This window comes from Micromonospora sp. LOL_013 (assembly GCF_048060315.1).
Lineage (GTDB): Bacteria > Actinomycetota > Actinomycetes > Mycobacteriales > Micromonosporaceae > Micromonospora_E.
Map to the genome: position 1 here is coordinate 1 of NZ_JBHMIQ010000038.1, position 22,221 is coordinate 22,221.

General features: G+C 70.2%; 16 protein-coding genes and 1 pseudogene. 5 read left to right on the forward strand and 12 right to left on the reverse strand.

The window, feature by feature from the left end:
• Window positions 1-153: 153 nt before the first annotated feature.
• On the reverse strand, window positions 154-651 hold the full coding sequence (locus ACFHWS_RS22645; RefSeq protein WP_416556875.1) for a VOC family protein: 498 nt from the start codon (window positions 649-651) through the stop codon (window positions 154-156).
• Window positions 652-798: 147 nt separating this feature from the next.
• On the opposite strand from ACFHWS_RS22645, the gene ACFHWS_RS22650 reads away from it, so the two are divergent.
• Window positions 799-1,533: a helix-turn-helix domain-containing protein gene (locus tag ACFHWS_RS22650; protein ID WP_416569010.1), complete on the forward strand. Its 735-nt coding sequence runs from the start codon at window positions 799-801 to the stop codon at window positions 1,531-1,533.
• Between the two features lie 183 nt (window positions 1,534-1,716).
• Here ACFHWS_RS22650 and ACFHWS_RS22655 read toward each other — a convergent pair whose 3' ends face one another.
• Entirely contained in the window at window positions 1,717-2,586 is an 870-nt protein-coding gene (locus ACFHWS_RS22655; protein WP_416556876.1) for an alpha/beta fold hydrolase, read from the reverse strand.
• Window positions 2,587-2,695: 109 nt separating this feature from the next.
• On the opposite strand from ACFHWS_RS22655, the gene ACFHWS_RS22660 reads away from it, so the two are divergent.
• Window positions 2,696-3,046, forward strand: a complete 351-nt coding sequence (locus ACFHWS_RS22660; protein WP_416556877.1) for a hypothetical protein — start codon at window positions 2,696-2,698, stop codon at window positions 3,044-3,046.
• Window positions 3,043-3,450 (forward strand): hypothetical protein, encoded by a 408-nt coding sequence (locus ACFHWS_RS22665; RefSeq protein ID WP_416568990.1) that lies wholly within the window; start codon window positions 3,043-3,045, stop codon window positions 3,448-3,450. The genes ACFHWS_RS22660 and ACFHWS_RS22665 overlap by 4 nt, the downstream gene beginning before the upstream one ends.
• A gap of 148 nt (window positions 3,451-3,598) precedes the next feature.
• Here the strand turns inward: ACFHWS_RS22665 and ACFHWS_RS22670 are convergent.
• From ACFHWS_RS22670 to ACFHWS_RS22715, 10 genes and pseudogenes are all read right to left on the reverse strand, one after another.
• Window positions 3,599-3,902: pseudogene (locus tag ACFHWS_RS22670) on the reverse strand (non-reducing end alpha-L-arabinofuranosidase family hydrolase); the annotation flags it as partial.
• Between the two features lie 274 nt (window positions 3,903-4,176).
• Window positions 4,177-5,076 (reverse strand): sulfotransferase domain-containing protein, encoded by a 900-nt coding sequence (locus ACFHWS_RS22675; RefSeq protein WP_416556879.1) that lies wholly within the window; start codon window positions 5,074-5,076, stop codon window positions 4,177-4,179.
• Window positions 5,077-5,277: 201 nt separating this feature from the next.
• Window positions 5,278-5,811, reverse strand: coding sequence for a hypothetical protein (locus ACFHWS_RS22680; RefSeq protein WP_416556880.1), 534 nt, complete (start codon window positions 5,809-5,811; stop codon window positions 5,278-5,280).
• A 94-nt stretch (window positions 5,812-5,905) separates the two neighbouring features.
• Window positions 5,906-11,716 (reverse strand): ThuA domain-containing protein, encoded by a 5,811-nt coding sequence (locus ACFHWS_RS22685; protein ID WP_416568991.1) that lies wholly within the window; start codon window positions 11,714-11,716, stop codon window positions 5,906-5,908.
• Window positions 11,717-11,965: 249 nt separating this feature from the next.
• The gene (locus tag ACFHWS_RS22690; protein WP_416568992.1) at window positions 11,966-12,583 is read right to left on the reverse strand and encodes a hypothetical protein; all 618 of its coding nucleotides are present in this window, start codon (window positions 12,581-12,583) and stop codon (window positions 11,966-11,968) included.
• Entirely contained in the window at window positions 12,580-13,176 is a 597-nt protein-coding gene (locus ACFHWS_RS22695; RefSeq protein WP_416556883.1) for a CDP-alcohol phosphatidyltransferase family protein, read from the reverse strand. The genes ACFHWS_RS22690 and ACFHWS_RS22695 overlap by 4 nt, the downstream gene beginning before the upstream one ends.
• A 147-nt stretch (window positions 13,177-13,323) precedes the next feature.
• Window positions 13,324-16,302 carry a glycine--tRNA ligase gene (locus ACFHWS_RS22700; RefSeq protein ID WP_416569011.1) on the reverse strand — a complete coding sequence of 993 codons (2,979 nt, stop codon included), beginning with the start codon at window positions 16,300-16,302 and terminating at the stop codon, window positions 13,324-13,326.
• A 160-nt stretch (window positions 16,303-16,462) separates the two neighbouring features.
• Window positions 16,463-18,088, reverse strand: a complete 1,626-nt coding sequence (locus ACFHWS_RS22705; RefSeq protein WP_416568993.1) for a CotH kinase family protein — start codon at window positions 18,086-18,088, stop codon at window positions 16,463-16,465.
• The gene (locus ACFHWS_RS22710) at window positions 18,088-18,765 is read right to left on the reverse strand and encodes a DUF4956 domain-containing protein (protein ID WP_416556885.1); all 678 of its coding nucleotides are present in this window, start codon (window positions 18,763-18,765) and stop codon (window positions 18,088-18,090) included. The genes ACFHWS_RS22705 and ACFHWS_RS22710 overlap by 1 nt, the downstream gene beginning before the upstream one ends.
• Before the next feature lies 1 nt (window position 18,766).
• The gene (locus tag ACFHWS_RS22715; RefSeq protein ID WP_416556886.1) at window positions 18,767-19,660 is read right to left on the reverse strand and encodes a polyphosphate polymerase domain-containing protein; all 894 of its coding nucleotides are present in this window, start codon (window positions 19,658-19,660) and stop codon (window positions 18,767-18,769) included.
• Between the two features lie 188 nt (window positions 19,661-19,848).
• Between ACFHWS_RS22715 and ACFHWS_RS22720 the strand changes: the two genes are divergently transcribed.
• On the forward strand, window positions 19,849-20,604 hold the full coding sequence (locus tag ACFHWS_RS22720) for a response regulator transcription factor (protein ID WP_416556887.1): 756 nt from the start codon (window positions 19,849-19,851) through the stop codon (window positions 20,602-20,604).
• A gap of 8 nt (window positions 20,605-20,612) precedes the next feature.
• Window positions 20,613-22,205: an ATP-binding protein gene (locus ACFHWS_RS22725; RefSeq protein ID WP_416556919.1), complete on the forward strand. Its 1,593-nt coding sequence runs from the start codon at window positions 20,613-20,615 to the stop codon at window positions 22,203-22,205.
• The last annotated feature ends 16 nt before the right edge of the window (window positions 22,206-22,221 follow it).

Genomic DNA, 22,221 nt, shown 5'->3' on the forward strand with positions numbered 1-22,221 from the left:
GTCCGCCGACGCCACCCGGCCCGGCGACAACACCCCCCGGATCATGCGCACGACAGGGGCAGTCAGTCATACCGAGCCGGGCGACCGAGCAGTCCCCTGTGGGGACGATCAGTAAGATAACAGGGCACTCCTCAGCTCTACCGCAGGCGGATGTCAGCCCTGCTGGGCGGCCCATTCGGCGACCCGGCGGGCGCTTTCGGACTCGGAGAGGTCCTCGACCCGGGTCATGATCGACCAGCGCACCCCGTACGGGTCGCGGATGCTGGCGAACCGGTCACCGGAGACGAAGGTTGTCGCCGGCTCCCGCACCGTTGCGCCGGCCGCTACCGCGCGGGTGAGCGTGGCGTCGACGTCCGGGCAGTACCGGCCAATCGAGTAGCAGTCCTCGTCGCCAGCCGGTGGGGCAACCAGCCCGTACGCCGGGGACGGCTCGCCGAGCTGCAGTTGGCCGTTGCCGAAGTCGAGCACCGCGTGCACCACGGCGCCGCCCATCTCGGTCACGTCGACCACTCGGGCGCCGAACACGTCCCGGTAGAAGGCGATAGCGCCGCGTGCGTCCGGAAGGGCCAGGAACGGAGTGAGGCTGGTGACGCCGTGCGGCGTACCGTTGGTGGTGTATCGGCCGTCGGCGGCCGGGAAAGTGTCGGACATGTCCCGACCCTAGGCAGCGTGCGGGTGTGGTGACTTGAAGATTCGCGACAGCCGACAGCCGTCGGTGCCGCAGGCCGTAGCCTGGCAGCCGTGGACTCGGCGCAGCGCGGCATCCTGTACCCGTCCCGGCTGCCGACCTTCGCCCGGCTGCCGCCGCCGGAGCAGGTCGCGTCGCTGGTCCGCTGGTTCTGGATCCCCGAGTGGCGGATCGCGCCGGGCCGTACCTCCCGGCAGCAGATCCTGTCGTTCCCGGCCTGCAATCTGGTGGTCGGCCCAGACGGCGTGGAGCTGGCCGGTCCGACGACCCAGGTCTCGTACCGGGACCTGACCGGCACCGGCTGGGCGGTCGGGGCGCTGCTGCGCCCGGCGGCGGTGCCGCACTTCACCCCGGAGCCGGCGGCGCTGCGGGATGCCTCCCGCCGGCTGGACCTGCCCGATCTTCGGCCGCCGGTGGTCGACGCGATGACCGGTGCCGTTGACGCTCCGCAGCGGCACGCTGGTGCGGTGGCGGCGTTCGCCGACTGGCTGAGCGCCACGGTCGGGCCGCCCGGTCCGGAGGCGCTGCTGGCCAACACCTTGGCGGAGCTCGTCGACACCGACCACACGGTGCTGCGGGTCGAGGACGTCGCCGCCCGACTGCACGTGTCGGCCCGTACGGTGCAGCGGCTGGCCCGCCGCCACGTCGGCCTGCCGCCGTCGATGATGATCCGCCGACGGCGGTTGCAGGAGGCGGCGCAGCTGCTGCGGACCGATCCGGCCACCGACCTGGCGGGTCTGGCGGCCCAACTCGGGTACGCCGACCAGGCCCACCTGGCCAACGAGTTCCGGACGGTGCTCGGCTACACCCCGAGCGCGTACCGTCGGGAGTCCACGCCGTCCTGACGACGCAGCCTCCGCTTGACGACGAGGATCGCGTCCTCGTAGCCGACGTACGAAGGCTGGACGCTGCTCGTCAGCGCAGTCAATGTCGCGCTGGCCGCCCGCTACCAGACCGACACCCTGTTGGCCTTGGATCGGCGGGACTTTCGAGCGCTGCGACCGCTGACTCCGCATCCAGCGTTCCGGCTACTCCCGGACGACAGGTGACTGCGGCCTTTGCCCTGTCAGGGAGGTCGTTACCGCTAGGCGGAAGTCGTCCGGACGCTCTACCCACGGCAGGTGGGCGGACCCGGTGAGGATCACGCGCTGACTGTTGGGCAGCGTCCGGTGCAGCGAGTCCACAGCCCAGCGAGGGCGGATGTCCTCGGCGCCGTCGATGATCAACACTGGTAGATCGAGCGCCCGGCAGCGTACGGCTATCTCGGTCTTGGCGAGTTCCCGCTTGACCTCGGCGTTGATGGCCCGGCTGCAGTCGTAGCTGATGCCCAACCATGGTTCGGCCATGCGTTGGGCGTGACTGAGCGCGGTGTCCTGGTCGGCGAAGTCGGCCGACCACTGCAGGACCGCCCACTCACGTTCCTCGGCGGGGGTACGGGAGCGGGCGCCCAGAGTCTCCCACCGGGCCAGACGATCCCCGAGCCGGAGCCGCAGATTCCGTTCGTAGTGCGGATGCCAGTCCCGCCCAGGGTCGATGCCGGTCCCGGACACGTAGATCAGCTGACTGACCCGCTCGGGGTACGCGATGGCGTACCGCAACGTCAGGTGGGCCCCCCAGGAGTGGCCGAGCAGGGCCATGCGCGGCCCGGCCAGCTGGTCGCGTACCGCGTCGAGGTCGGCGACGAAGCGGGCGATGCGGTACGGCCCACGCCGCTGCGATCGCCCGCAGCCGCGTTGGTCCCACCGGATGATGCGAGCGTGATCTTCGAGGAGCCGGGCGAGCGGGTCGAAGTAGTCCCACAGACCCGGACCGCCGTGACAGAGCACCAGCGGCGGTCCGGTGCCCGACTGCTCGGCCCACAACCGACAGCCGTCGTCGCTGCGGACATCCAGGCTCATCGGGTCATTGTCGCGGTGGCGGTCGGGCATGAGGCACCGACCCGCCGACCCGCCGAATGGGTACGATGACGGATGTACCCGCCGTGAGGCTCGTGGCAGATTGTCGTACATGGATGTCGATGATGCCCCGCGTCGGGCACCGTACGGGCGCAGCCTGCTCGTCGCGCTCGGCTGGTACGTCACAGTGATCACTGCGGTTCTCGTCGGGCAGTCAGGGATACCGGCTGCGCTGCGCACCGACTGCTCGGTGATGTTCAGCTGCCTGACACCGCAGGAGGAGATAGATCTGCTGCTGCTCGTCGGCAGTCCGGTCCTCCTCGGCCTGCTGGTCTGCACACTGGCGGTCACCGGTCTGCTGGCCCGCCTGATCCCTTCTCCGATCGTCGTCGGCACTCTTCCGGTGCTGGGCAGCGTCGCTGTCGTGGCGGTAGTCGTCGCGGTCTGGCAGGGTGCCCCGTGAAGCGCATCGGACTCGGCGTGTTGCTCCTCGGTTGGCTCTACGGCGTGCCGTTCCTGCTCATCGTCGGGCTGATTCGACGTACGTCGTCGCCCTATCTCGACACCCGTGCACAGGCACAGGCGTTCGGCGCGACCACCGACACCATCCTGACCACGGCCCTGGTGCTCAACCTGGTTCTCCCGGCGGCGGGGATGTTGCTCGCCTGGCTCATCCACGACCGGTACTGGATTCGCCACTTCGTCGGGGCTCTGGTGGGGGCGGCGCTGATCTACTGTGCTGTCGCGATAGCCGGGCAGGCGGCCACGACGCCGCTGATCGGTTGGACGCCGACCGGCAACGAGCCAGCGCCGCAGGTCACGCAGTGCATCCCGACCAGCGGTGGCCGTAGCTGCCCCGGTGGCTGATCCCGGGGGACGGCTGCCGTGAGGGTTGATCCACTACGCCCTATCGACTCGACACGCCGACACCAGGTCGGCTGAGCCGTCTTGATCACGACCCACCGGCGTGGGCGGGCCCGGCGTGTCATGGTGTGGTGTTGGGTCCAGGTGGCGCCTGGCCTTGGAGTTTGTAGACCCGGACGCCTTCGAAGAGGTTGTTGGTGGTGTCGGTCGTGATGGAAGTTGCCGATGGGCATGCTGGCGCGGTATATGCGGCCGTTGTCGCTGGCGAAGGAGAGGTATCTGTTCTGGTCGTCGCCGATGAGTGCCTGGTCGATGGGTCCGGTGCCGGAGTTGCTGATGCTGCCGGTGAAGAGGGTCTGGTGGGCGGACCAGCTGTTGACGTCGGCCGGGTTGGTGGAGGTGCGGTAGGAGAAGGCGGGGCCGCCCCACTGGTAGGCGAGAACCCAGATGTACCGCTTGCCCTGGCGGCACACCTGGTGCAGGGTCCGACGAGGCGGGCTCGCCCGGTGAGCCGCAGGTGCCATCGCTCTTGGACATAGGCTGTGGGCGAGCAATCTCGCTCGTCAAGCCGTAACATGCCGCGATCGGGCCACCGGTAGCGCCGGCCGGTGCCTCCCAAAATCAGGTGAGCGCCATGGACCTCACCGCACGGTCTTGAGGTCCATGGCGCTCACGTGATCATGACGAGGCCGCCGCCGGTTCTGCGGCCCCGGGTCAACAGTGGGTCACTCAGCGGCCCGCTGTCGTCGCGGTGGCGGTGATCGGGCCGCGGTGCAGCCAGTCGACCAGCTCCGGTACGGCGAGCTTGGCGACCTGCTCCTCGTAGCGCCGCAGGTCGTCGTCGTCGAGCAGGTCACGCCACTGACCGGTGGCGCCCCGGTTGAAAAATTGCTTCGGGTCCCGCCACATCGCCAGGACGGGGGCGAACTCCTTGGCGCGGTTGCGCATGGAATCGAAGGTGGCTGCCTGCACCAGCTCCGGCCAGCGCTGTTCGGGCACCTCGATGTCGAGCCGTTTGGCGATTGCCCGCATCTGGCCCTCAAGGTCGGACTTCAGCTCGTCGTAGTGCAGCAGCAGGACGTTTGACCGCTCACGCTCCGCCCAGAAACCCGACATGTGGTGCAGCATCGACGGCAGGCCGATCTGCACGTCGGGGTGTTCCATCCAGGCCCAGAACCGGTCGTACTCGGACTCCAGCTGCGGTGGCGCGTCGTCGGTGAGCTCGCCGGTCAGGTCGTCGTTGCCGACCGCCTCGTCGCGCAGCTTCAGGACCACGTCGTAGTCGGTGTTGCGGAAATGTGCATCCCAGGACAGGGCGACGTCCCGCGGGTCCCGGCCGACGGCGATGTAGGTGACCCCGTCGTGGATCGGCAGACCGTCGAACGGGGTGTGGGTCTTGATGATGCGTCGGTGCTGCTGCGCCTCGTAGAACGCGAGCACGTCGGCCTGGCTGCGCGTCTTCATGTCCGGCCAGATGGTGATGTCGTCCAGCGGGCGGGGCAGCTCCGGTGTCTGGAAGATCAACAGAGCGCAGATCGTCTGGGTCCACGTCGTGCCGCATTTGGCGGGTGTCGAGATCACGATGTCGCCGTCGCGGAAGGGGAACCCCTCCCATCGGGCGCTGTCCATGATCGCATTGTGGTACCGAACCGTGGGTTGGCGCACCGGCCCTCCAGCCTGAGTTGGTCGACTCGTCCAATCCAGACCGTAATCTCCACAGTGTAGCGATGTCCAGAGTCGGGTGAAGAACACGGCACCTGACCAGACGGCGACGGGGCCAGCCGAACCCGGCTGGCCCCGTCGCCGTCTGTGCCCTGGGCCCCATCGTGATCAGGGCTGTCTGGATCGTGGCCGGCGGACGGCCACGGCCAGAGCGGCCACCGCCAGGGCGGCGAGGCCGATCGGCCATGCCCAACGCCACCAACCGGCTCCGGCCGTACCGCCGGATTCGTCCTCGACCGCTGCGGCGGCCAGATCGGCGACCGGCGGAGCCTGACCCTCCACCGCCTGTACATCGACCGTCGTCGCACTGTCGTACGGCGCCGGAGCGCTCACCGTCACCTGCCAGTCACCCGGGCTGAGCACCGGGCCGCTGGCGTAGAAGCCCTGCCCTTCACCGGCCGGTTCGAGCTGCAGCGGGCCGACCGACCGCCCACCGTCGGCGGTGGCGGTCAGCACCAGCCGGACCGGAAGGTCGAGCCGGTGCCCGTCCTCATGGAAGGCCTGCACGGTCACCCCGGTGGCGCCGTCGCCGGCCACCTCCAGGTCAAGTTTGCCGTTGTGCGCCTGCGCGGGACCGGCTACCGGTAGCACCGCCAGCAACAGGCCGAACAGAACGGCGGCCGATCCACGCGTACGACGCATGGTGTCTTCCTTCCTGTCTCGTAGACGGGTCGGTGACCCGTTGATAGGACGCTGGCCCCGCCCGGCACCGAGGACCGGGCGGGGCCACCGCGGATCAGAGTTGCTGGTCGGGGTCGATCCGGGTGGGGTCCTCCGCCAGCCGACCGGCACCGGTGACCGGCTTTCCGCCGTTCGCCTGCACCCCGGCCGAGCTCGCCGTGCCACCGAGCCGTTCGATCATGGCGTCGGCGTCACGGACCAGGGTGTCCCGAACGTCGGCGTCGGTGACCAGATCCGGGTCGGCGGCGAGGGCCTTGAACGCGGTCAGCTGCTGAATCGCTCGCTTGTCCTTGCCAGCCGCCTCCGACAGCCGGACCGCGTCCAGCTTGTTGGACAGCTTGCGGTCCGCCTTCTTGGACAACCGTCCGGTCGACTTGAACCTGTCGATCAGGTTCTGCATGTCCCGGAACGACGTGGTGACGAAGAACCGGACCGTCGAGGTGGTGTCGTTGCCCGCCTTGTCGGTCGCGGTCACGGTCAGCTCGTGCAGGCCGAGCGGCAGGTCGTACATCACCTGCAGGGTGTCGTTCGCGTACGGCTGCCCGTCCAGCGTGCCGACGACGGTGTCGATGCCGGAGGTCGGGTCGACCGCCTGCCACGACACCCGTACGTCCTGGCTGTCGCCGTACAGCTGGCCGTCGGCCAGCCCGGAGATCAGCAGGGTCGGCTTGCTGCCGTCGATCTTCACCACGGCCGACTTCAGCGCCTCGACGTTGCCGGCGAGGTCGGTGGCCCGGTAGAGCAGCTCGTGGTCACCGTCGCCGGTCACCTCGACCGGCTCGTCGTACGGCGTCCAGTCACCGCCGTCGAGCGACCACTCCAGCAGCTCGACCCCGGAACCGTCGTCGGTGGAGGAGAGCACCACCGGGATGGTGCCGTCGTGCCAGCCGTTGTCGTTCGCCGGGGCGAACTCCGCCGAGCTGACCGGCGCCGTGGCGTCGATCTGGAAGGTGACCGACTGGGTCTGCTCCACGTTGCCGGCGGCGTCGGTGGACCGGAACCGCAGCTCGTGGCTACCGTCCCCACTCACCGCTACCGGCTCGGTGTACGCCGTCCACCCGGTCTCGTCGTCGAGCGAGTACTCGGTACCCGCCACCCCGCTGCCACCGTCTTCGTCGGTGGCGGTCAGGGTGACCGCGACCGGCCCCGGGTACCAGCCCTCGACCGGACCAGCCGGCTCGCCGGTCCCGACGACCTCGGCCTCGGTCACCGGCGCCGTGGTGTCCTCCTCCGAAACCTCCGTGGTCAACCGGAAGTAGTCGAACGACGCGGTCTTCGACTCCGTCTGGTTGCCGCTGAGGGTGAATACACCGATCTTCGGGGTGGCCCCGACGACCGCGCTGGTCAGCGACTCGAACTCTGTCCAGTCGGTGCCGTCCGCCGAGTAAGCGGCGGTGAAGACGTCACCGGCACGGGACACCCGCAGGTACCACACACCCGAGGTCAAACCGGTGGCCCCCGGCTGCGGGTTCTGGATCACCGCGTCGATCTCGCTACGGAACTCGATCCGCCGGCTGACTGCCGAACCGGGCGAGTTGTCGGTGACGAAGTCCAACTTCAGGTAGTTGTCGTCATCGGCGTACACCAGCAGACCGGCCTGCTGGTACTGCTCGTTCAGCAGGCTGCCGTCGATCTTCGTCTCGATCGTCCAGTCGCCCTCCGGCGCGGTCTGCAGGATGAAGTTCGTCGGCCCGGTGTTGTCGCCGGTGTAGATGTCGCCGTTGGGCACGTCGATGAACAACGACCCGTCGACTACCCGGTAGGCGGCCAAGTCCTCCCGCACGATGGCGTCCCACCGGCACTTGTCCAGCGCGTTGCCGTCGAACTCGTCGGACGGCTCGACCGGCCCGGCCGGCTCATCCGGCGTCACCTGGAACCAGTCGAAGGCGGCGTCGACCACCGGAGCCTCGGTCCCACCGTTGAGCGCGAACACGCCGAACTGCGGGTTCTCGATGCCAGCCAGCGCCGCCGACCGGCCGACCGGGGTGAAGGTCTGACCGTCGGCCGACATGGCCGCCGTCAGGTTCGTCCCGTCGCTGGTCACCCGCAGATAGAGGGTGTCACCTGTGGGCGCGTCGGTGGCGTCGGCACCCTCGTTGCGCGGGGTGCCGGCAGTCTCCCGGATGAACTCCACCCGGCGACTGCCGTTGAACAGCAGATCCAGCTTGGCGTAGTTGTCGTCGTCGCCGTAGACCAGCAGACCAGCCTGCTGGTAGTTGGCGGTCACCGGCAACGTGACCTTGGTGGTGGCCTGCCAGGCACCGTCCGGCGCGGGCTGCAGGACCAGGTTGGTGGCGTCGTTGCGGCCGCCGTACAGGTCACCGACGCCGGTCGGCAACAGCAGCGCGCCGTCGGCCAGCGAGTACACCTGGCTCTCCCGGACCACCGTCCACCGGTCACGGTCCAGTTCGTCGCCGAGGAAGTCGTCCGACCGCGCCCCGAAGCAGGACGTGTTCGGCGCCTCGACCCGCACCGACGTGTACGCCGATGCGGTCGCGCCCCGGGCGTCGGTCACCACCAGGGTGGCGACGAAGGTGCCCGGTGCGGTGTAGGTGTGGCTGGCGTCCAGGGTGTCAGCGGTACCGCCGTCACCGAAGTCCCAGGCGTACGTCAACGGGGTGTCGCCCTCGGCGTCGTTGGCCGTGCCGTCAAACGCCACGGTGAGCGGCGCGGTGCCGGACGTCGGCGTCGCGGCGACGCTGACCTGCGGCGGCGCGTTCTCGGTGACGCCGCGGCCGAGGAAATCCATCCAGTTGACGTTGAACAGCGAATCGGCACCGCCACCCGGATCCCGGGCGACGAAGTACAGCACCGCCGCGTCGGCGCCGCCGGTGACTGGCGCGGTCACGTCGGTCCAGGTCTGCCAGCCGCCGGTACCCGCGATGTCAGCGGAGGCGACCACCGGACCGTCGACGGCGTCAGCGCGGACCTCGATCCGGCCGCCGGCCGTCGCCGACGCGACCCGGAACCGGATCGAGTCGACGTTGGTCAGGTTGGCCGGGTCGACCGACCACCAGTCGCCGTCCTCGATGAAGCCGATGTTCTCGCCGCCACCGGCCGGGTCGCTGGTGGTCTCGATCCGTACGCCCGGGTCGTCGTCGCCGGTGGCGCCGTCCACCCGTCCGGTCGAGCTGAAGTACTCGGCCTGCTTGCGCTTGGGCTGCAGCAGCTCGATCGCCCGGCCGGTCAGTGGTGCGGCACCGCCGACACCGCCGTCGTCGGTGTAGGTGGCCTCGAACACGCCGAAGACGTTCGCCTCGGCGCCATGGCCGGCGGCGAGCTGGGTCTGCACTGTGCCGGAGCAGCCGGTGTGCTGCTCCAACGGGTGGGCGTGCTCGTCGTGGCCGAGCAGCACCTGCAGCTCCACCCGGTCACAGTCGATCTCGCCGTCCTCCGGGTCGGTCACGGTGATCGTGTACTCGACCTGGTCGCCCCAGTTGAAGAAGCCGCCGGCCGGCGGGAAGTCGATGGTCACCGTCGGTGCGGTGTTACCGACTGTCACCGGCACGTTGGCAACCGCCGTGCGCTCGTTGGGGTTGGTCACCGTCAACTGCGCGGTGTAGTTGCCGGCCTCGGTGTAGGTGTGGGTCGGGTTGGCCTCGGCGGAGGTCCCGCCGTCACCGAACGCCCAGGCGTAGGTCAGCGTGCCCCCGTCCGGGTCGCGCGAGCCCGCGCTGGAGAACTGCACGGTAAGCGGTGCCTGGCCGGAGGTCGGGGTGGCGCTGGCCTCCGCGATCGGTGCCCGGCTACCGGCGATGTAGTCGATCCGGTAGACCCCCGAGTCGTCGTTGTTACCGCCGAAGCCGCTGCCCCATTCGATCAGGTACAGGGCGCCGTCGGGGCCGAACTCGAAGTCCATCGGGCGGATGAAGCTCATCCCGGTCAGCAGCTGGTTGATGTCCACCAGCTCGGTGCCGCCAGCGGACAACTGCATGGTGTACATCTTCGACTGGTTCCACTCGCCCAGCAGCGCCTTGCCGTCGTAGTACGCCGGCCACTTGCGGTCCGAGGCCAGCTCGGTGTCGTAGCGGTAGACCGGTCCACCCATTGGCGCACCGCCGCCACCGATTTCGGGGTAGCGCGGGTCACCGCTGTAGCCGTAGTCGACGGTGGCGGGGATCGCCGGCGGCAACTCGGTCAGGCCGGTGTTGTTGGGGGAGTCGTTGACCGGTGCCGAGCAGTCGAACTTCGCGCCGCTGGGGCCGGACGGGAACTGATAGTCGTTGTACGCCTCGTTCGTCCCGGTGCAGTACGGCCAGCCGTAGTTGCCGGGGGTGTCGACGATGTTCCATTCGACCAGGCCCCGGGGACCCCGGTCGGGGTTGTCCGAGTTGGCGTCCGGGCCGTAGTCCGCCACATACAGCGTGTCGGTGGCCGGGTCCACGCCGATTCGGAACGGGTTGCGGAAACCCATCGCGTAGATTTCCGGGCGGGTCTGCGCGGTGCCCGGCGCGAACAGGTTGCCCTCCGGGATGCTGTACGTCCCGTCGTCCTCCGGGTGGATCCGGATCACCTTGCCGCGCAGGTCGTTGGTGTTGCCAGAGGTACGCTGCGCGTCGTAGTCCTGCCGTCCGGTCCGCTCGTCGATCGGAGTGTAGGCGCTGGACTCGAACGGATTGGTGTTGTCCCCGGTGGCCAGGTAGAGGTTGCCCTGGCTGTCGAAGGTCATGGTGCCGCCGGCGTGACAGCAGGTGTTGCGCTGGGTGTCGACCTGCAGCACGGCCTTTTCGCTGGCCGGGTCGATGCTGTCGCCGACCACCGTGAACCGGGACAGCAGGTTGCGGGCCACGCCGTCGTTGGGGGCGTAGTAGAGGTACACCCAGCCGTTGTCGGCGAAGTCCGGGTCGAGCCGGATACCGATCAGGCCGTCCTCGTTGCCGGTGAATACGTCGAGGTCGATCGCGGTGACCGTGTTGCCGGTGTCCGGCTTGACGATCTGCACCCGGCCGTCCCGCTCGATGTAGAACACCCGCCCGTCCGGGGCGATGTCCAGCTCCATCGGGTTGCTGGTGTTGTTGTCCAGGGTGATCTTCTCGAAGCTCTCGGTCAGCGAGGCGCCGCAGTCGGAGTCGACGACCCCGGCGGCGGTCTGGATGCCGCCGAGCAGGTGGTCGAGGAACTCCGGTTCGGCGAACGACTCGTTGGTGTGGCCGCCGCCGGTGTACCAGGCCCGGCCGCCGTCGTAGTCGCTGCACCAGGCGATCGGGTGGTCGGCGCCCATCGCGCCGGCACCGGGGGTGTAGCTGGTCTCGTCCAGGCTGGCCAGTACGTGCACGTCGCCGCGCGGGTTGGTCTGGAAGTTGTACCACTCGTCGTAGCGGACCCACTCGGCGGGCAGTCCGTCGGTGGACGGGTGGGCCGGGTCCTCGACCTTCACCACGGCGTTCTGGTTGGCCGGGTGGCCGGAGAAGTAGGCACCGACCAGTTCGCCGTACCAGGGCCAGCTGTACTCGGTGTCGGAGGCGGCGTGGATTCCGACGTACCCGCCACCGGCCTGGACGTAGCGCTCGAAGGCGGCCTGCTGGGCGGTGTCGAGGACGTCGCCGGTGGTGGACAGCCAGATGACCGCCCGGTAGTTGGCCAGGTTGGCGTCGGTGAAGTCGGCGCCGTCCTCGGTGGTGTCGACGGTGAAGCCGTTGTCGGCACCGAGCTGCTCGATCGCGGCGATGCCAGCCGGGATGGAGCCGTGCCGGAAGCCGGCGGTCTTGGAGAAGACGAGCACCGAGTACGGCTCGTCGGCGGCCGTCTCGAAATCGCCCGTGCCGGCCTGCACGGCGGGGGCCGGATCGACCGGGTTGCCAGGGGTGCCCGGGGTGCCCGGTGCGGCCTGCGCGGCGGGGGCACCGAGCAGGGCGGTAGACAACATGGAGAGCGAAAGTATTGCAGCGGTTAGCGGGCCACGTTCAAGGTGGCGTCGGCGGGTTCGGGACACGTGGTCTCCTAGTCCTGGTGAACACACTGTCGGGTGGGCCGACCCGCCGATGGCCGTCCCGTCTGGCCCGGTGAACGCGCTGCCACGACGCGGTCACCGAGATTTTGTTAAGCCGTTGGACAAATTAGGGACTGCCGGCTCTGTTTCCGGCAAGTGCTATGCGTGTAACGGTTTGATAAACGCTCAGCCGGTGAACCAGCTGGGAACCATCGCAAGTGCGACGAATCGGATCGATCTGCCGATGAAGCAGACCACTGTGAACACGCTGGCCGGCATCCGGGTGCCACCGGCCACCACCGTCGTGACCAGTAGCGGAGGCACGCCGATCACGCTGCTCGCGAACAGGGTCGGGATGACGAACGCCGGCTCGTACAGTCGGCGGTGCTCCCGGGCCACCCAGCCCGCCCAGCCGGACAACCTGCTGCGCAGCCCCTGCGGCAGCCGGTCGCCGATCGCCGGACCGATCCGGCGGAACCATTGGACCCGCGACCTGCCGTCCGCCGTCGTCGGGTCCGCCGTCGTCGTGCCGTCGGCCGCTACCGCGCTGGCCGTGGCCGTCGCCTTCGGCGCGGTCCGCTTGTCCAGCCACCGGCGTAGCCACGGCGACCGGATCACCCCCCGCGACGCCAGGAACATGGCGAGCTTGGCGGCGGTCTGACCGAGCGCCGCAGCGACGCCCAACGCGACCGGCTGATGGGACGTGGTGGCGGTCAACGCGATCAGGTACGGCTCGATCGGAGTCACCGGCGACACCGCCGACAACGCACCCACCGCGACGGTGGCCAGCAGAACCGCGATCACGAGGAGGCGGCGCGCAGACCCGGAAGGTCGACAGCGAGCGGGATCCGGGCCACCACGACGAGCGAAGCGAGCTTCACCGCGGCGATCGCCAAGGTGAAAGCCACCGGAAGCACCGGCGACGGTGCCAGCACCACCAGCAGCACCAGGCCGCCGGTGTTCAACGCCTTCGCCACCGGCGACCAGTTGAACCGGTACACCTGGGTGTGCACAAGATGGAAGTAGTTCGGGCTCAGCAACGGCCACCGCAGGAAACTCAGGCTCAACACCAGGTCCACCACGACGAACTGCACGACGAAGATGCCCAGCGGTACGCCCATCGACGGCAGCAGCGGAATCAGCGCGGCGGCGACCGCCAGGCAACAGATCCGGTCGCAGACGATGTCATAGACGGCGCCGAACCGGGTCTCCTGCCGTAGCCGCCGGGCGGCCAGACCGTCCGCCATGTCACCGATCCAGTAGCAGGCGATCGCGACACCGGTGAGCACCGCGCTGCCGCCGACGACGGCCAGCACGGCCAGGCCGACGGCGACCACGGTCCGGACCGTGGTGATCAGATTCGGTACGTTGCGGACCGGCCCGGCAGGCCCGTCCACCCAACCGTGCGGCGCGGCCGTGGCGGCACCGGCGGACGGGTGCGTGTCGCAGGCTCCCGGAGACGTGATGGCCGGCCCCCGCCTTCCTCGTCGACACCGAGTGTGGACTGACAGACGGTAGCACGGCCGGCGGACCCCGCCCCCGAGTCACATCCGTAGCTGTGGCCAGTCCAGCACGTCGGCGGCGAGCGCCGCGACCGTGGCGAGCAGACCCAGCCGGGCCTGACGCAGCTGCGGATCCTCGGCCATCACGAAGACGTCGTCGAAGAAGGCGTTCACCGGCGCGGTCAGCTGCCCGGCGATCCTGGTGAACCGGTCGAGGTCCGTGCTGTGGTCCAGGTCGGCCCGCACCTGCTTGACCACCTCGTGGAGCCGCACCTCGGCCGGCTCGGTGAGTAGCGCCGGGTCGTACTCGGCGGGCACGTCGGCCGGGACGATCCGCCGGGCCCGCTGCAGCGCCTCGGCGAGTGCCCGGAACTGCTCGTCGGCCAGCAGCCGGTCCAGCTGGCTCAGCAGCCGGTCGACCAGCTGCGGCCGGTCGGCGTGCGCCAGCACCGCGCGGACCCGGTCCACCGGCTGGCCCTCCTCGGTCAGCAGTTGCTCCACCCGGCGGGTCAGGAACTCGACGATCTCGGCCAGCACCGGATCGTCGACCGGCACCGGCTGCCGCCGGGCGGCAGCCGCGAGCCCGGCGGCCAGCGAGACCCCGGCCAGCCCTGGCTGACTCCGGTGCACCGCCAACAGCCCCAGCACCGCCCGCCGGATCGCGAACGGGTCGCTGCTGCCGGTCGGCATGCCGACCGTGGCAGCCAGCCCGGTCACCAGATCCAGCCGGTCGGCCAGCGACAGCAGCGCCCCCGGCAGCGACTGCGGCAGCTGGTCACCGGTGCTGCGCGGCAGCTCGGCCTCGAACACCGCCTGCGCGACCGCCGCCGGCTCCCCGGCGTGCTCGGCGTAGTCACGGGCCATCACCCCGGCGAGACTGGTCATCTCGGTGACCATCTGCGAGCCGAGGTCGAACTTGACCAGCTCGGCCGCGCGGTCCAAGGTCGCCCGGTCGGCATCGGACAGTGCGATCATCTCGGCCAGGTCGCCGGCCAGCCCGGCGATCCGGTCGGCCCGGTCCGCCATCGACCCCAGCTTGTCGGTGAAGGTCAACCGGTTCAGTCGGGACCGCAGCTCGGCCAGCGGGGTCGCCCGGTCCGCGCGGTAGAAGAACGCCGCGTCCTCGTACCGGGCCCGCAGCACCGCCTCGTTGCCGGCCCGTACCAGATCGGTGTCGATCGCGCCGTTGGCGACCGCCACGAAGTGCGGCAACAGGGCACTGTCCGCACCACGCACCGGCAGGTACCGCTGGTGCTTGCGCATCACGGTGGCCAGCACCGCCTCAGGTAGCTCCAGGTAGCGTTCCTCGAACCCGCCGAGCAGCGGCGTGGGCTGCTCGATCAGGTCCACCACCTGGGTGAGCAGACCGGCTTCGGCGGCCAGGTCGACCTGACCGCCTACGCCAGCGGCCAGCTCACCGGCGGCGGCGGTGACGATCGCCCGGCGTTCCTCTGGGTCCACCACGATGCCGGCGTCACGGACCGTCGCCAGGTAGCTCTCCGCGTCGGCCACCTCGACGGTCGACGTCGCGGCGGTCCGGTGCACCCGGGTGGTCCGGCCGGCGGCCAGCGTGGACACCTCGACCGGCACCACCACGTCACCCCAGAGCGCCAGCAGCCACCGGACCGGACGGGTGAACGCCAGCTGCGGATCCCGCCATCGCATGTTCTTCGCCGAGCGCAGGCCGGTCACCACCCCGGCGAGCACCTCGGTGAGGACCTCCGTCGCGGTGCGGCCGGGCTCGTCGCGCAGCACCGCCAGATGCGGTACGCCGCCGATTTCCACCCGGGCCAGGTCGGCCACCTCGGCCCCCTGGGAACGGGCGAAGCCCGCCGCAGCCGGGGTGGGCGTGCCGTCCGGGCGGAACCCGGCGGCGACCTTCGGGCCGCGTACCGTGCGGGTGTGGTCGGGCTCGCGGGCGGCGACCGCGTCGACGACGGCGACCAGCCGGCGCGGGGTGGCCAGCACCCGGACGTCGCCGTGCGCCAGCCGGGTGGCGGCCAGCCGGTCGGCGACCAGCTTGGCGACCTGCTGGCGGGCCGAGCGGACCTCCGACGGCGGCAACTCCTCGGTGCCGATCTCGAAGACCAGCTGCCGGGCCGGGGCCGACTCACCGGACGGCACGGCTGCCCCGTCGGCCTGCCCGGCCGGTGTCGGCGGCACCACGCCGAGTGGGTGGCCCAGCTCGTCGCGGCGGCGCACCCACAGCTGCGCCACCTCGCCGGCCAGCCGGCGCATCCGGGCGAACTCCGTCGCCCGCTCGGCGGTGGAGACCGCGCCCCGCGCGTCCAGTACGTTGAACGCCTGCGAGCACTTGAGCACGAAGCTGTGCGCCGGGACCGGCAGCCCGGCGTCGATCATCCGCTGCGCCTCGGCGGCGTACAGGTCGAGCAGCTGCCGGTTGGTGGTGACGTCGGCGTCGTCGAGGTAGTAGCGAGACATCTCGTACTCGCCGGGGCCGAAGATCTCGCCGTAGGAGATGCCCGGCGCGTACGCGATCTCCTTGAAGTGCCGGACCCCCTGCAACGCCATCATGATCCGCTCGATGCCGTAGGTGATCTCCACCGACGGCACCTCGAGGTTGATCCCACCGGCCTGCTGGAAGTAGGTGAACTGGGTGATCTCCAGCCCGTCCAGCCAGACCTCCCAGCCCAGACCCCAGGCGCCGAGCGCCGGTGAGGCCCAGTTGTCCTCGACGAACCGGACGTCGTGCGCGGCCACGTCGATGCCGAGCGCGGCCAGGCTGCCGAGGTAGAGCTCCTGCGCGTCGCCCGGCTCCGGCTTGAGGATCACCTGGAACTGGGTGTGGGTCTGGATCCGGTTCGGGTTCTCGCCGTACCGGGCGTCGTCCGGGCGCACCGACGGCTCGACGTAGGCGACCCGCCACGGCTCAGGACCGAGCACCCGCAGGAACGTGGCCGGGTTGAGCGTGCCGGCGCCGACCTCGGTGTTCATCGGCTGGACCGTCAGGCAACCCTGCTCGGCCCAGTACGCCGCGAGGCGGGCCAGCGCGTCCTGCATCGTCAGCACGAATTGCTCCCAAGGTCGGTGACGGACGGTACGTCGGGTACCGGCCGGCGGCGGTTGATTCCGGGCCATTCTATTTGCCCGGCCGCGACCAACCTGAACGGGCCGTGACCGTGCACCGGTGGGCGGTCCGCTGGGAGCGGAGGTTCAGCACTCACACCTGATCGCGCAGGCCTTCCGTCCGTTGCTCAACCGTGGTCCGCAGCTGTTCCAGCTCGGTCGCGACCACCGAGCCGTTCTGACCGTCGACGGTTGCCAGGACGGCGGCCAGGTCGTCCAGCGCGGCCGTCGCCGCGCCGCTGGCGAACATCCGCTGATAGAGATCGCGGTACGCGGCCTCGTACACCTCGGTGAACGCGTCGCTGGCCAGGAACCGTTCCTTGAGCGGGTGCCCTGTCGACCGGCCGGGACCGCCGCCCTGCGGCGCCGCCCCGGAGCCGGCCCTGTCGGGTGGCTGGAATCCGTCGGGTGGCTCGAACCTGTCCCGTGGTGCCGTGCCGTTCTGCGGCGTGGCCCCGCCGTCGCCACCACCGAACCGGCCACCGCCCATGGTCACCGCGTCCTGCGGCCCGAGGTTGGCGTCGCCACTGAACGTCAGGTTGTGGTCCCAGCTGACCACCGTGAACTTCCGGGTGGCCAGGTCATACCAAAGGTAGTAGTTGCGGCCGGGACCGGCCATGTCGTCGAAGTTGAGCAGCAGGTTCTGGGCGGCGACGTAGCGGGCGAACGACTCGACGTCGACGTGATCGGCCAGCTCGTCGTCGAACTCGTCGTCGGACGCCTCGGACACCCAGCGGGTCAGGTTGATCACCGACTGTAGGTCCTGGCTTCCGGTGAGGTTGATCTGCTTGAAGTCGTCCTGGTACTCGACCGGATCCTCGCCCTGGTAGGTGAACGAACCGCCGGCCAACGACTTGTAGAGCACGCCACTGTCGCCCAGCCCGGCGGCGTAGTGCTCGTCGGGGTGTTCCACCACGAGGCGGGCGGTGGTCGGCCGGTCGTTGACCGTGAACGCGCTGTACGCGTACCGCTGGGTGGCCATACCGGCGGTGGCCAGCAGCGACAGGGCGAGGGCCTCGTTGGCCACGGCGCTGCCGCCGCCCATTCCGCCGACCCGCACTGCGATCTCCTGCAGTCCCTGGTAGCGCCGTCCCTCGACAAACGTGTCGAAGCTGATCAGCCAGGGCAGGGTTTCCGGCTCCTCAGCGGCCAGCCCGGCCCGGCCCATGCCGCCGCCCGGCCCGCCTGCGCCCTGCCGCTGTCCCTGCCCACCGTCGGGTCGCTGGCCACCGTCGAACCGGCCGCCGTCGGGGGCGGCCCCGCCGCGTTGCGCGGTTTCACCGTCGCGGGTCAGACCGGACAGGGTGGAGTTGCCTTTGAGCCGGATTCCCACGCTCGGGATCGTGGTCGAGTCGATCACCAGGTCCGCCTCGACGTACTCCTTCTCGCCGTCGTCGAAGTAGGCGTCGAGCATCCGTTGGTAGTCGTCGTCGCGGAAGACCAGGGAGATCTCGTGTGCCACCGTCGAGTCGAACAGGTCGACGGTGCCGGCGATGTCGACCGTCACCACGTCCGTCGCGGCGTTCGCCGCGCTGGTGACGTACGGCCGGATCCGGGTGCTGCCCAGCGCGACCGTGACCACCAGCAGGAATACGGCGCAGCTGGCCAGCAGCCGGTAGTTGTGCCGGATCCGCAGCGGGATCCGGTGCCGTAACCGACGCTTCGGCGCAGCGACCGGCGGCCCGGCCGGTGGATTCGGGGCGGACGGCGTACCGCGCATCAGAGGTCCGTCTGGTCGTAGCCGGTGAGCACGGTGACCCGCTGGCCGCCGGTCAGCTCGCTCAGACTGGCGATCAGTTCACCCGGCTCGCTGCCCTTGTTCAACCTGACCGTGTACATCAGCTCGGTCAGCGCTCCGCCCCGGATGGACTCGATGCTGACCAGCTCGAACTCGGTGGTCAGCCGCAGCAGCACGTCCTGTACGGCGTGCGTGTGGTCGCGGTCCGGTGGCACCTGCACCTTCACCACCTGGCGTTGCACGTTGAGCGCGAACCAGTTGAAGCGGTACATCACCCCGATGATCAGGCAGATCGCGACCGTGGCGATCACCGCGAGCAGGTAGAACCGGGTGCCGCAGGCCATGCCGACGCCCATCACCAGGAAGATGAAGCCGACGTCGCGGGTCTCCTTGATCGCGTTGCGGAACCGGACCACGGACAGCGCGCCGACCAGGGCGAAGGCCCGGGCGATGTTGGAGCCGACGACCAGCATGATCAACGAGATCAGCATGCCGAGGATGATCAGTGTCTGAACGTACGACTGGCTGTACGACACGTTGCGGTGGGTGGCCCGGTAGACCCAGCCGATGATCGCGCTGAGCACGAAGGAAAGCGCCAGCGACGCGGCGATGTCGCCGAGGCTGAACGTGCTGGACAGGTCCTGGAAGGTGATGTCCATGTCAGGCCCGCCCGCCGCTCGCGCCGACGGGCAGCAGCTCGCCGGCCGGCCGGTCCGGCTCCGCCGGTGGCGCGTCGGCCGGCAGGTGGAACACCGACCGCGGGGCCCGCCCGAACGCCTCGACGCACTGGCAGTACTTGCTGACCCGCACGACCGACAGGTTGGCCTGCGCGGCGAGGTCGGTCAGCCAGTACGGGACCCGTTCGTTCGCCTTCACCTCCATGATCGAACGCCACGGCGGGACGATGAACCGGTTTTCGGCGTCGACGCCCAGGTGCAGGTCACGGTCCCGACCCCGGACCCGGGTGTCCAGGGTGACCCGCAGGCCGAGATCGGCACCGGTGCCGACGAACGCCTGCCGGTGGTAGCCGGTGATCGCCACCGGGCGCAGGTCCAGACCGCTGACCAGGCCGAGGACCTCCTGCACGAAGCCCCGCTGCGGCTCGGCGTGGTCGATCATGGCGCGGCCGTCGCAGAGTTGACGGGCCAGTCGGTACGGCAGCGCGATCCGCCGTTTCTGGGTGACCCGGTTGACCCGCTGCTTGATCTCGACGTGGACGGTGGTGTCGTCGTCGATGCCGGTCCGGTCGCCGTAGTGCCGGATCCGCAGTTTGCGGCGGAACCGCAGCCCTTCGATCTTCTCCCAGTAGAAGCGCAGGTCGTCGGTGTCGTAGTAGAGGCTCCACACCCCGTACCCGGTGGTCCCCGCATGGCTGTCCCGGTCGAGCCGGCGGGCGAGCTGGTCACGCAGGGCGGGTACCGCCGCGTTGTCGACCAGGTACTTGATCTCGTACCGGTTGAACGCGTGCAGCCGGGTGACGCCCCGCAGCGCGTGGCCGGCCCGGTCGTCCGTGCCGTGGCCAGTGGCCGTCGGCGGTGCCGAATCGGGTCGCATGGGCAGGTCCTCACCTTCAGGTAGGGCGGATTCGGTGTGAAGGTGAGGAAACACCGCGCAGATCAAAACAACCTCGGAACGGACTGCGAACTCACAGCGGACGGCAGATGTCGGAAAGGTGGCCGCTGCTCGGCCACCCCACAGCCGGCTCCCAGCCGGCTCCGAGACTCCGCCGGTATGCATGGCGGATGACCTCATCCGCCGAGATCGGCCAGGCAGCCGACGCCGGACCGGACCGGGCTCCCCGGATCCTGGTCGTCGACGACGAGCCGAACATCTGTGCCCTGCTCGCCGCCACGTTGCGGCTGATTCGGTTCGACGTCCGGGTGGTCGACGGTGGCCGAGCCGCTCTGGTGGCGATCGAGGAGTTCGAGCCGGATCTGGTTGTCCTCGACGTGATGATGCCGGATCTTGACGGCTTCGAGGTGGCCCGGACGATGCGCCGGGGCGGCCGCCGGCATGTCCCTGTGCTGTTCCTGACCGCGCGGGACGCCGTGCAGGACCGGATCGCCGGGCTGACCGTCGGAGCCGACGACTACGTCGCCAAGCCCTTCAGCCTGGAGGAGGTGGTGCTGCGGATCCGGGCGATCCTGCGGCGTAGCGGCGTCGCCGACGAGCCCGAGCCGACCGACCGGGTGCTGCGCTACGCCGACCTGGAGCTGGACGAGGACGCCCACGAGGTACGCCGGGCCGGCCAGCGTGTGGACCTGTCGCCGACCGAGTTCAACCTGCTGCGGTATCTGCTGGTCAACGCCGGCCGGGTGGTCAGCAAGAGCCAGATCCTGGACCGGGTGTGGAACTACGACTTCGACGGCGACGGCCGGATCGTCGAGTCGTACGTCTACTACCTGCGTAAGAAGATCGACCAGCATGAGCCGGCGCTGATCCACACCGTCCGGGGGGTCGGCTACACGCTGCGACTACCCCGATCGGGCGGCGCCTGATGCGGCACCTGAACCGGTTCCGCTCCCGGATCACCGTGCGGCGGTGGTCGCACTGGACGCTGCGGTCCCGGCTGGTGCTGGCCACCGCGGTCCTCACCGCCGTCGCCCTGCTGCTGGCCAACACGGCCGGGTTGGTGCTGCTGCGGCAGAGCCTGACCGACCGGCTCGACGAGCAGTTGCGGCTGATGAGCCGACCGTACGCGGGGTCCGCGTCGCCCGCCCTCGACCCGGACGGTCACCGACCCCGCCTGTTCCCCGGTGCCTCTTTGCAACCGGCCCAGTCGGTCCTGCTGTACGCCGCCGACGGGACCCTCACCCAGCAGTTCTCCTCCGACCCGGATGCCGCCCTGCCGGAGGTGGACGACTATCCGGCGCTGGTCGAGCGGGCCGCTGCCCGGCGTTCCTACACAGTGCCCGCCGTCGACGGTGACGGGTCCTGGCGGGTGCTCGCGGTGCCGCGTGCCGACGGCGGGCTCGCGGTGGTCGGCGTCTCGCTGCGCCAGGTCGACGCGACCGCCGACACGCTGCTCATGATCGACGTCGCGGTGGTGCTGCTGATCCTGGTCCTGCTCGGTATGGTCGCCGCCGCGACGGTCCGGCTCGGGCTGCGCCCGCTGACCCGGATGGAACGCATCGCCGCCGAGATCACCGGCGGCAGCCTGGCCCGGCGGGTCCTCGACGCCGACCCGCACACCGAGGTCGGCCGGCTCGGCGGCGCGCTGAACTCGATGCTCGACCGGATCGGGTCCGAGGTTGCCGCCCGGACCGCCTCGGAGCAGCGACTCCGGCAGTTCGTCGCGGACGCGTCGCACGAACTGCGCACCCCGCTCACCTCGATCCGGGGATTCGCCGAACTGTACCGGCGGGGCGGGGCGACGCCCGGCCCGGAACTCGACGAGGCGATGCGCCGGATCGAGGCGGAGGCGGCCCGGATGGGGCTGCTGGTGGAGGACCTGCTGCTGCTGGCCCGGCTCGACCAGCGTCGGGAGCCGGTGCGTCGACCGGTGGATCTGCTCGCGGTCGCCGCCGACACGATCCGCGACGCGTCCGCACGGGCCCCCGATCGTCGGGTCCGGATGGCACCGGCCGGACCGGTCGGCTCCACCGCACCCGAACTGCAGCCGGTCGCACCCGAACTGCAGCCGGTCTCGGTGCCGGGGGACGAGCCGGCGCTGCGCCAGGTGGCAGCCAACCTGGTGGCGAACGCGCTGCAGCACACCCCGCCGACGGCCGAGATCACCGTACGGGTGGGGTATCTGCCGGCCGGCGCTGGCGGTGCCGTGTCGGACCGACCGCTCGCGGCGGTCGGGCGGGACCTGCCGGCGGACGCGCCGCTGGCGGTGATCGAGGTGACCGACACCGGTCCCGGCGTACCGGCGGCGCACGCCGGGCGGGTCTTCGAGCGGCTGTACCGGGTGGATCCCAGCCGCACCCGGGGGCGGGGCGGCGGCTCCGGCCTCGGGCTGGCGATCGTCGCGGCGATCGTGGCCGGTCACGCCGGCCGGATCGAGCTGTACGACCGGCCGGGCGGTGGTGCCGTGTTCCGCGTACTGCTGCCCGGGCCGATGTTGTGCCGGCCCGCGCCGGCCCTCATGCTGTAGCCGGGGGTCGGTGCGG

Bases quoted from the DNA above. Each gene is read 5' to 3' on its own strand.
- ACFHWS_RS22680 (WP_416556880.1), bottom strand. From the start codon at position 5,811: ATGCGTCGTACGCGTGGATCGGCCGCCGTTCTGTTCGGCCTGTTGCTG.
- ACFHWS_RS22655 (WP_416556876.1), bottom strand. From the start codon at position 2,586: ATGAGCCTGGATGTCCGCAGCGACGACGGCTGTCGGTTGTGGGCCGAG.
- ACFHWS_RS22710 (WP_416556885.1), bottom strand. From the start codon at position 18,765: ATGGACATCACCTTCCAGGACCTGTCCAGCACGTTCAGCCTCGGCGAC.
- ACFHWS_RS22685 (WP_416568991.1), bottom strand. From the start codon at position 11,716: ATGTTGTCTACCGCCCTGCTCGGTGCCCCCGCCGCGCAGGCCGCACCG.
- ACFHWS_RS22675 (WP_416556879.1), bottom strand. From the start codon at position 5,076: ATGGACAGCGCCCGATGGGAGGGGTTCCCCTTCCGCGACGGCGACATC.
- ACFHWS_RS22720 (WP_416556887.1), top strand. From the start codon at position 19,849: ATGACCTCATCCGCCGAGATCGGCCAGGCAGCCGACGCCGGACCGGAC.
- ACFHWS_RS22700 (WP_416569011.1), bottom strand. From the start codon at position 16,302: ATGCAGGACGCGCTGGCCCGCCTCGCGGCGTACTGGGCCGAGCAGGGT.
- ACFHWS_RS22645 (WP_416556875.1), bottom strand. From the start codon at position 651: ATGTCCGACACTTTCCCGGCCGCCGACGGCCGATACACCACCAACGGT.
- ACFHWS_RS22715 (WP_416556886.1), bottom strand. From the start codon at position 19,660: ATGCGACCCGATTCGGCACCGCCGACGGCCACTGGCCACGGCACGGAC.
- ACFHWS_RS22705 (WP_416568993.1), bottom strand. From the start codon at position 18,088: ATGCGCGGTACGCCGTCCGCCCCGAATCCACCGGCCGGGCCGCCGGTC.
- ACFHWS_RS22660 (WP_416556877.1), top strand. From the start codon at position 2,696: ATGGATGTCGATGATGCCCCGCGTCGGGCACCGTACGGGCGCAGCCTG.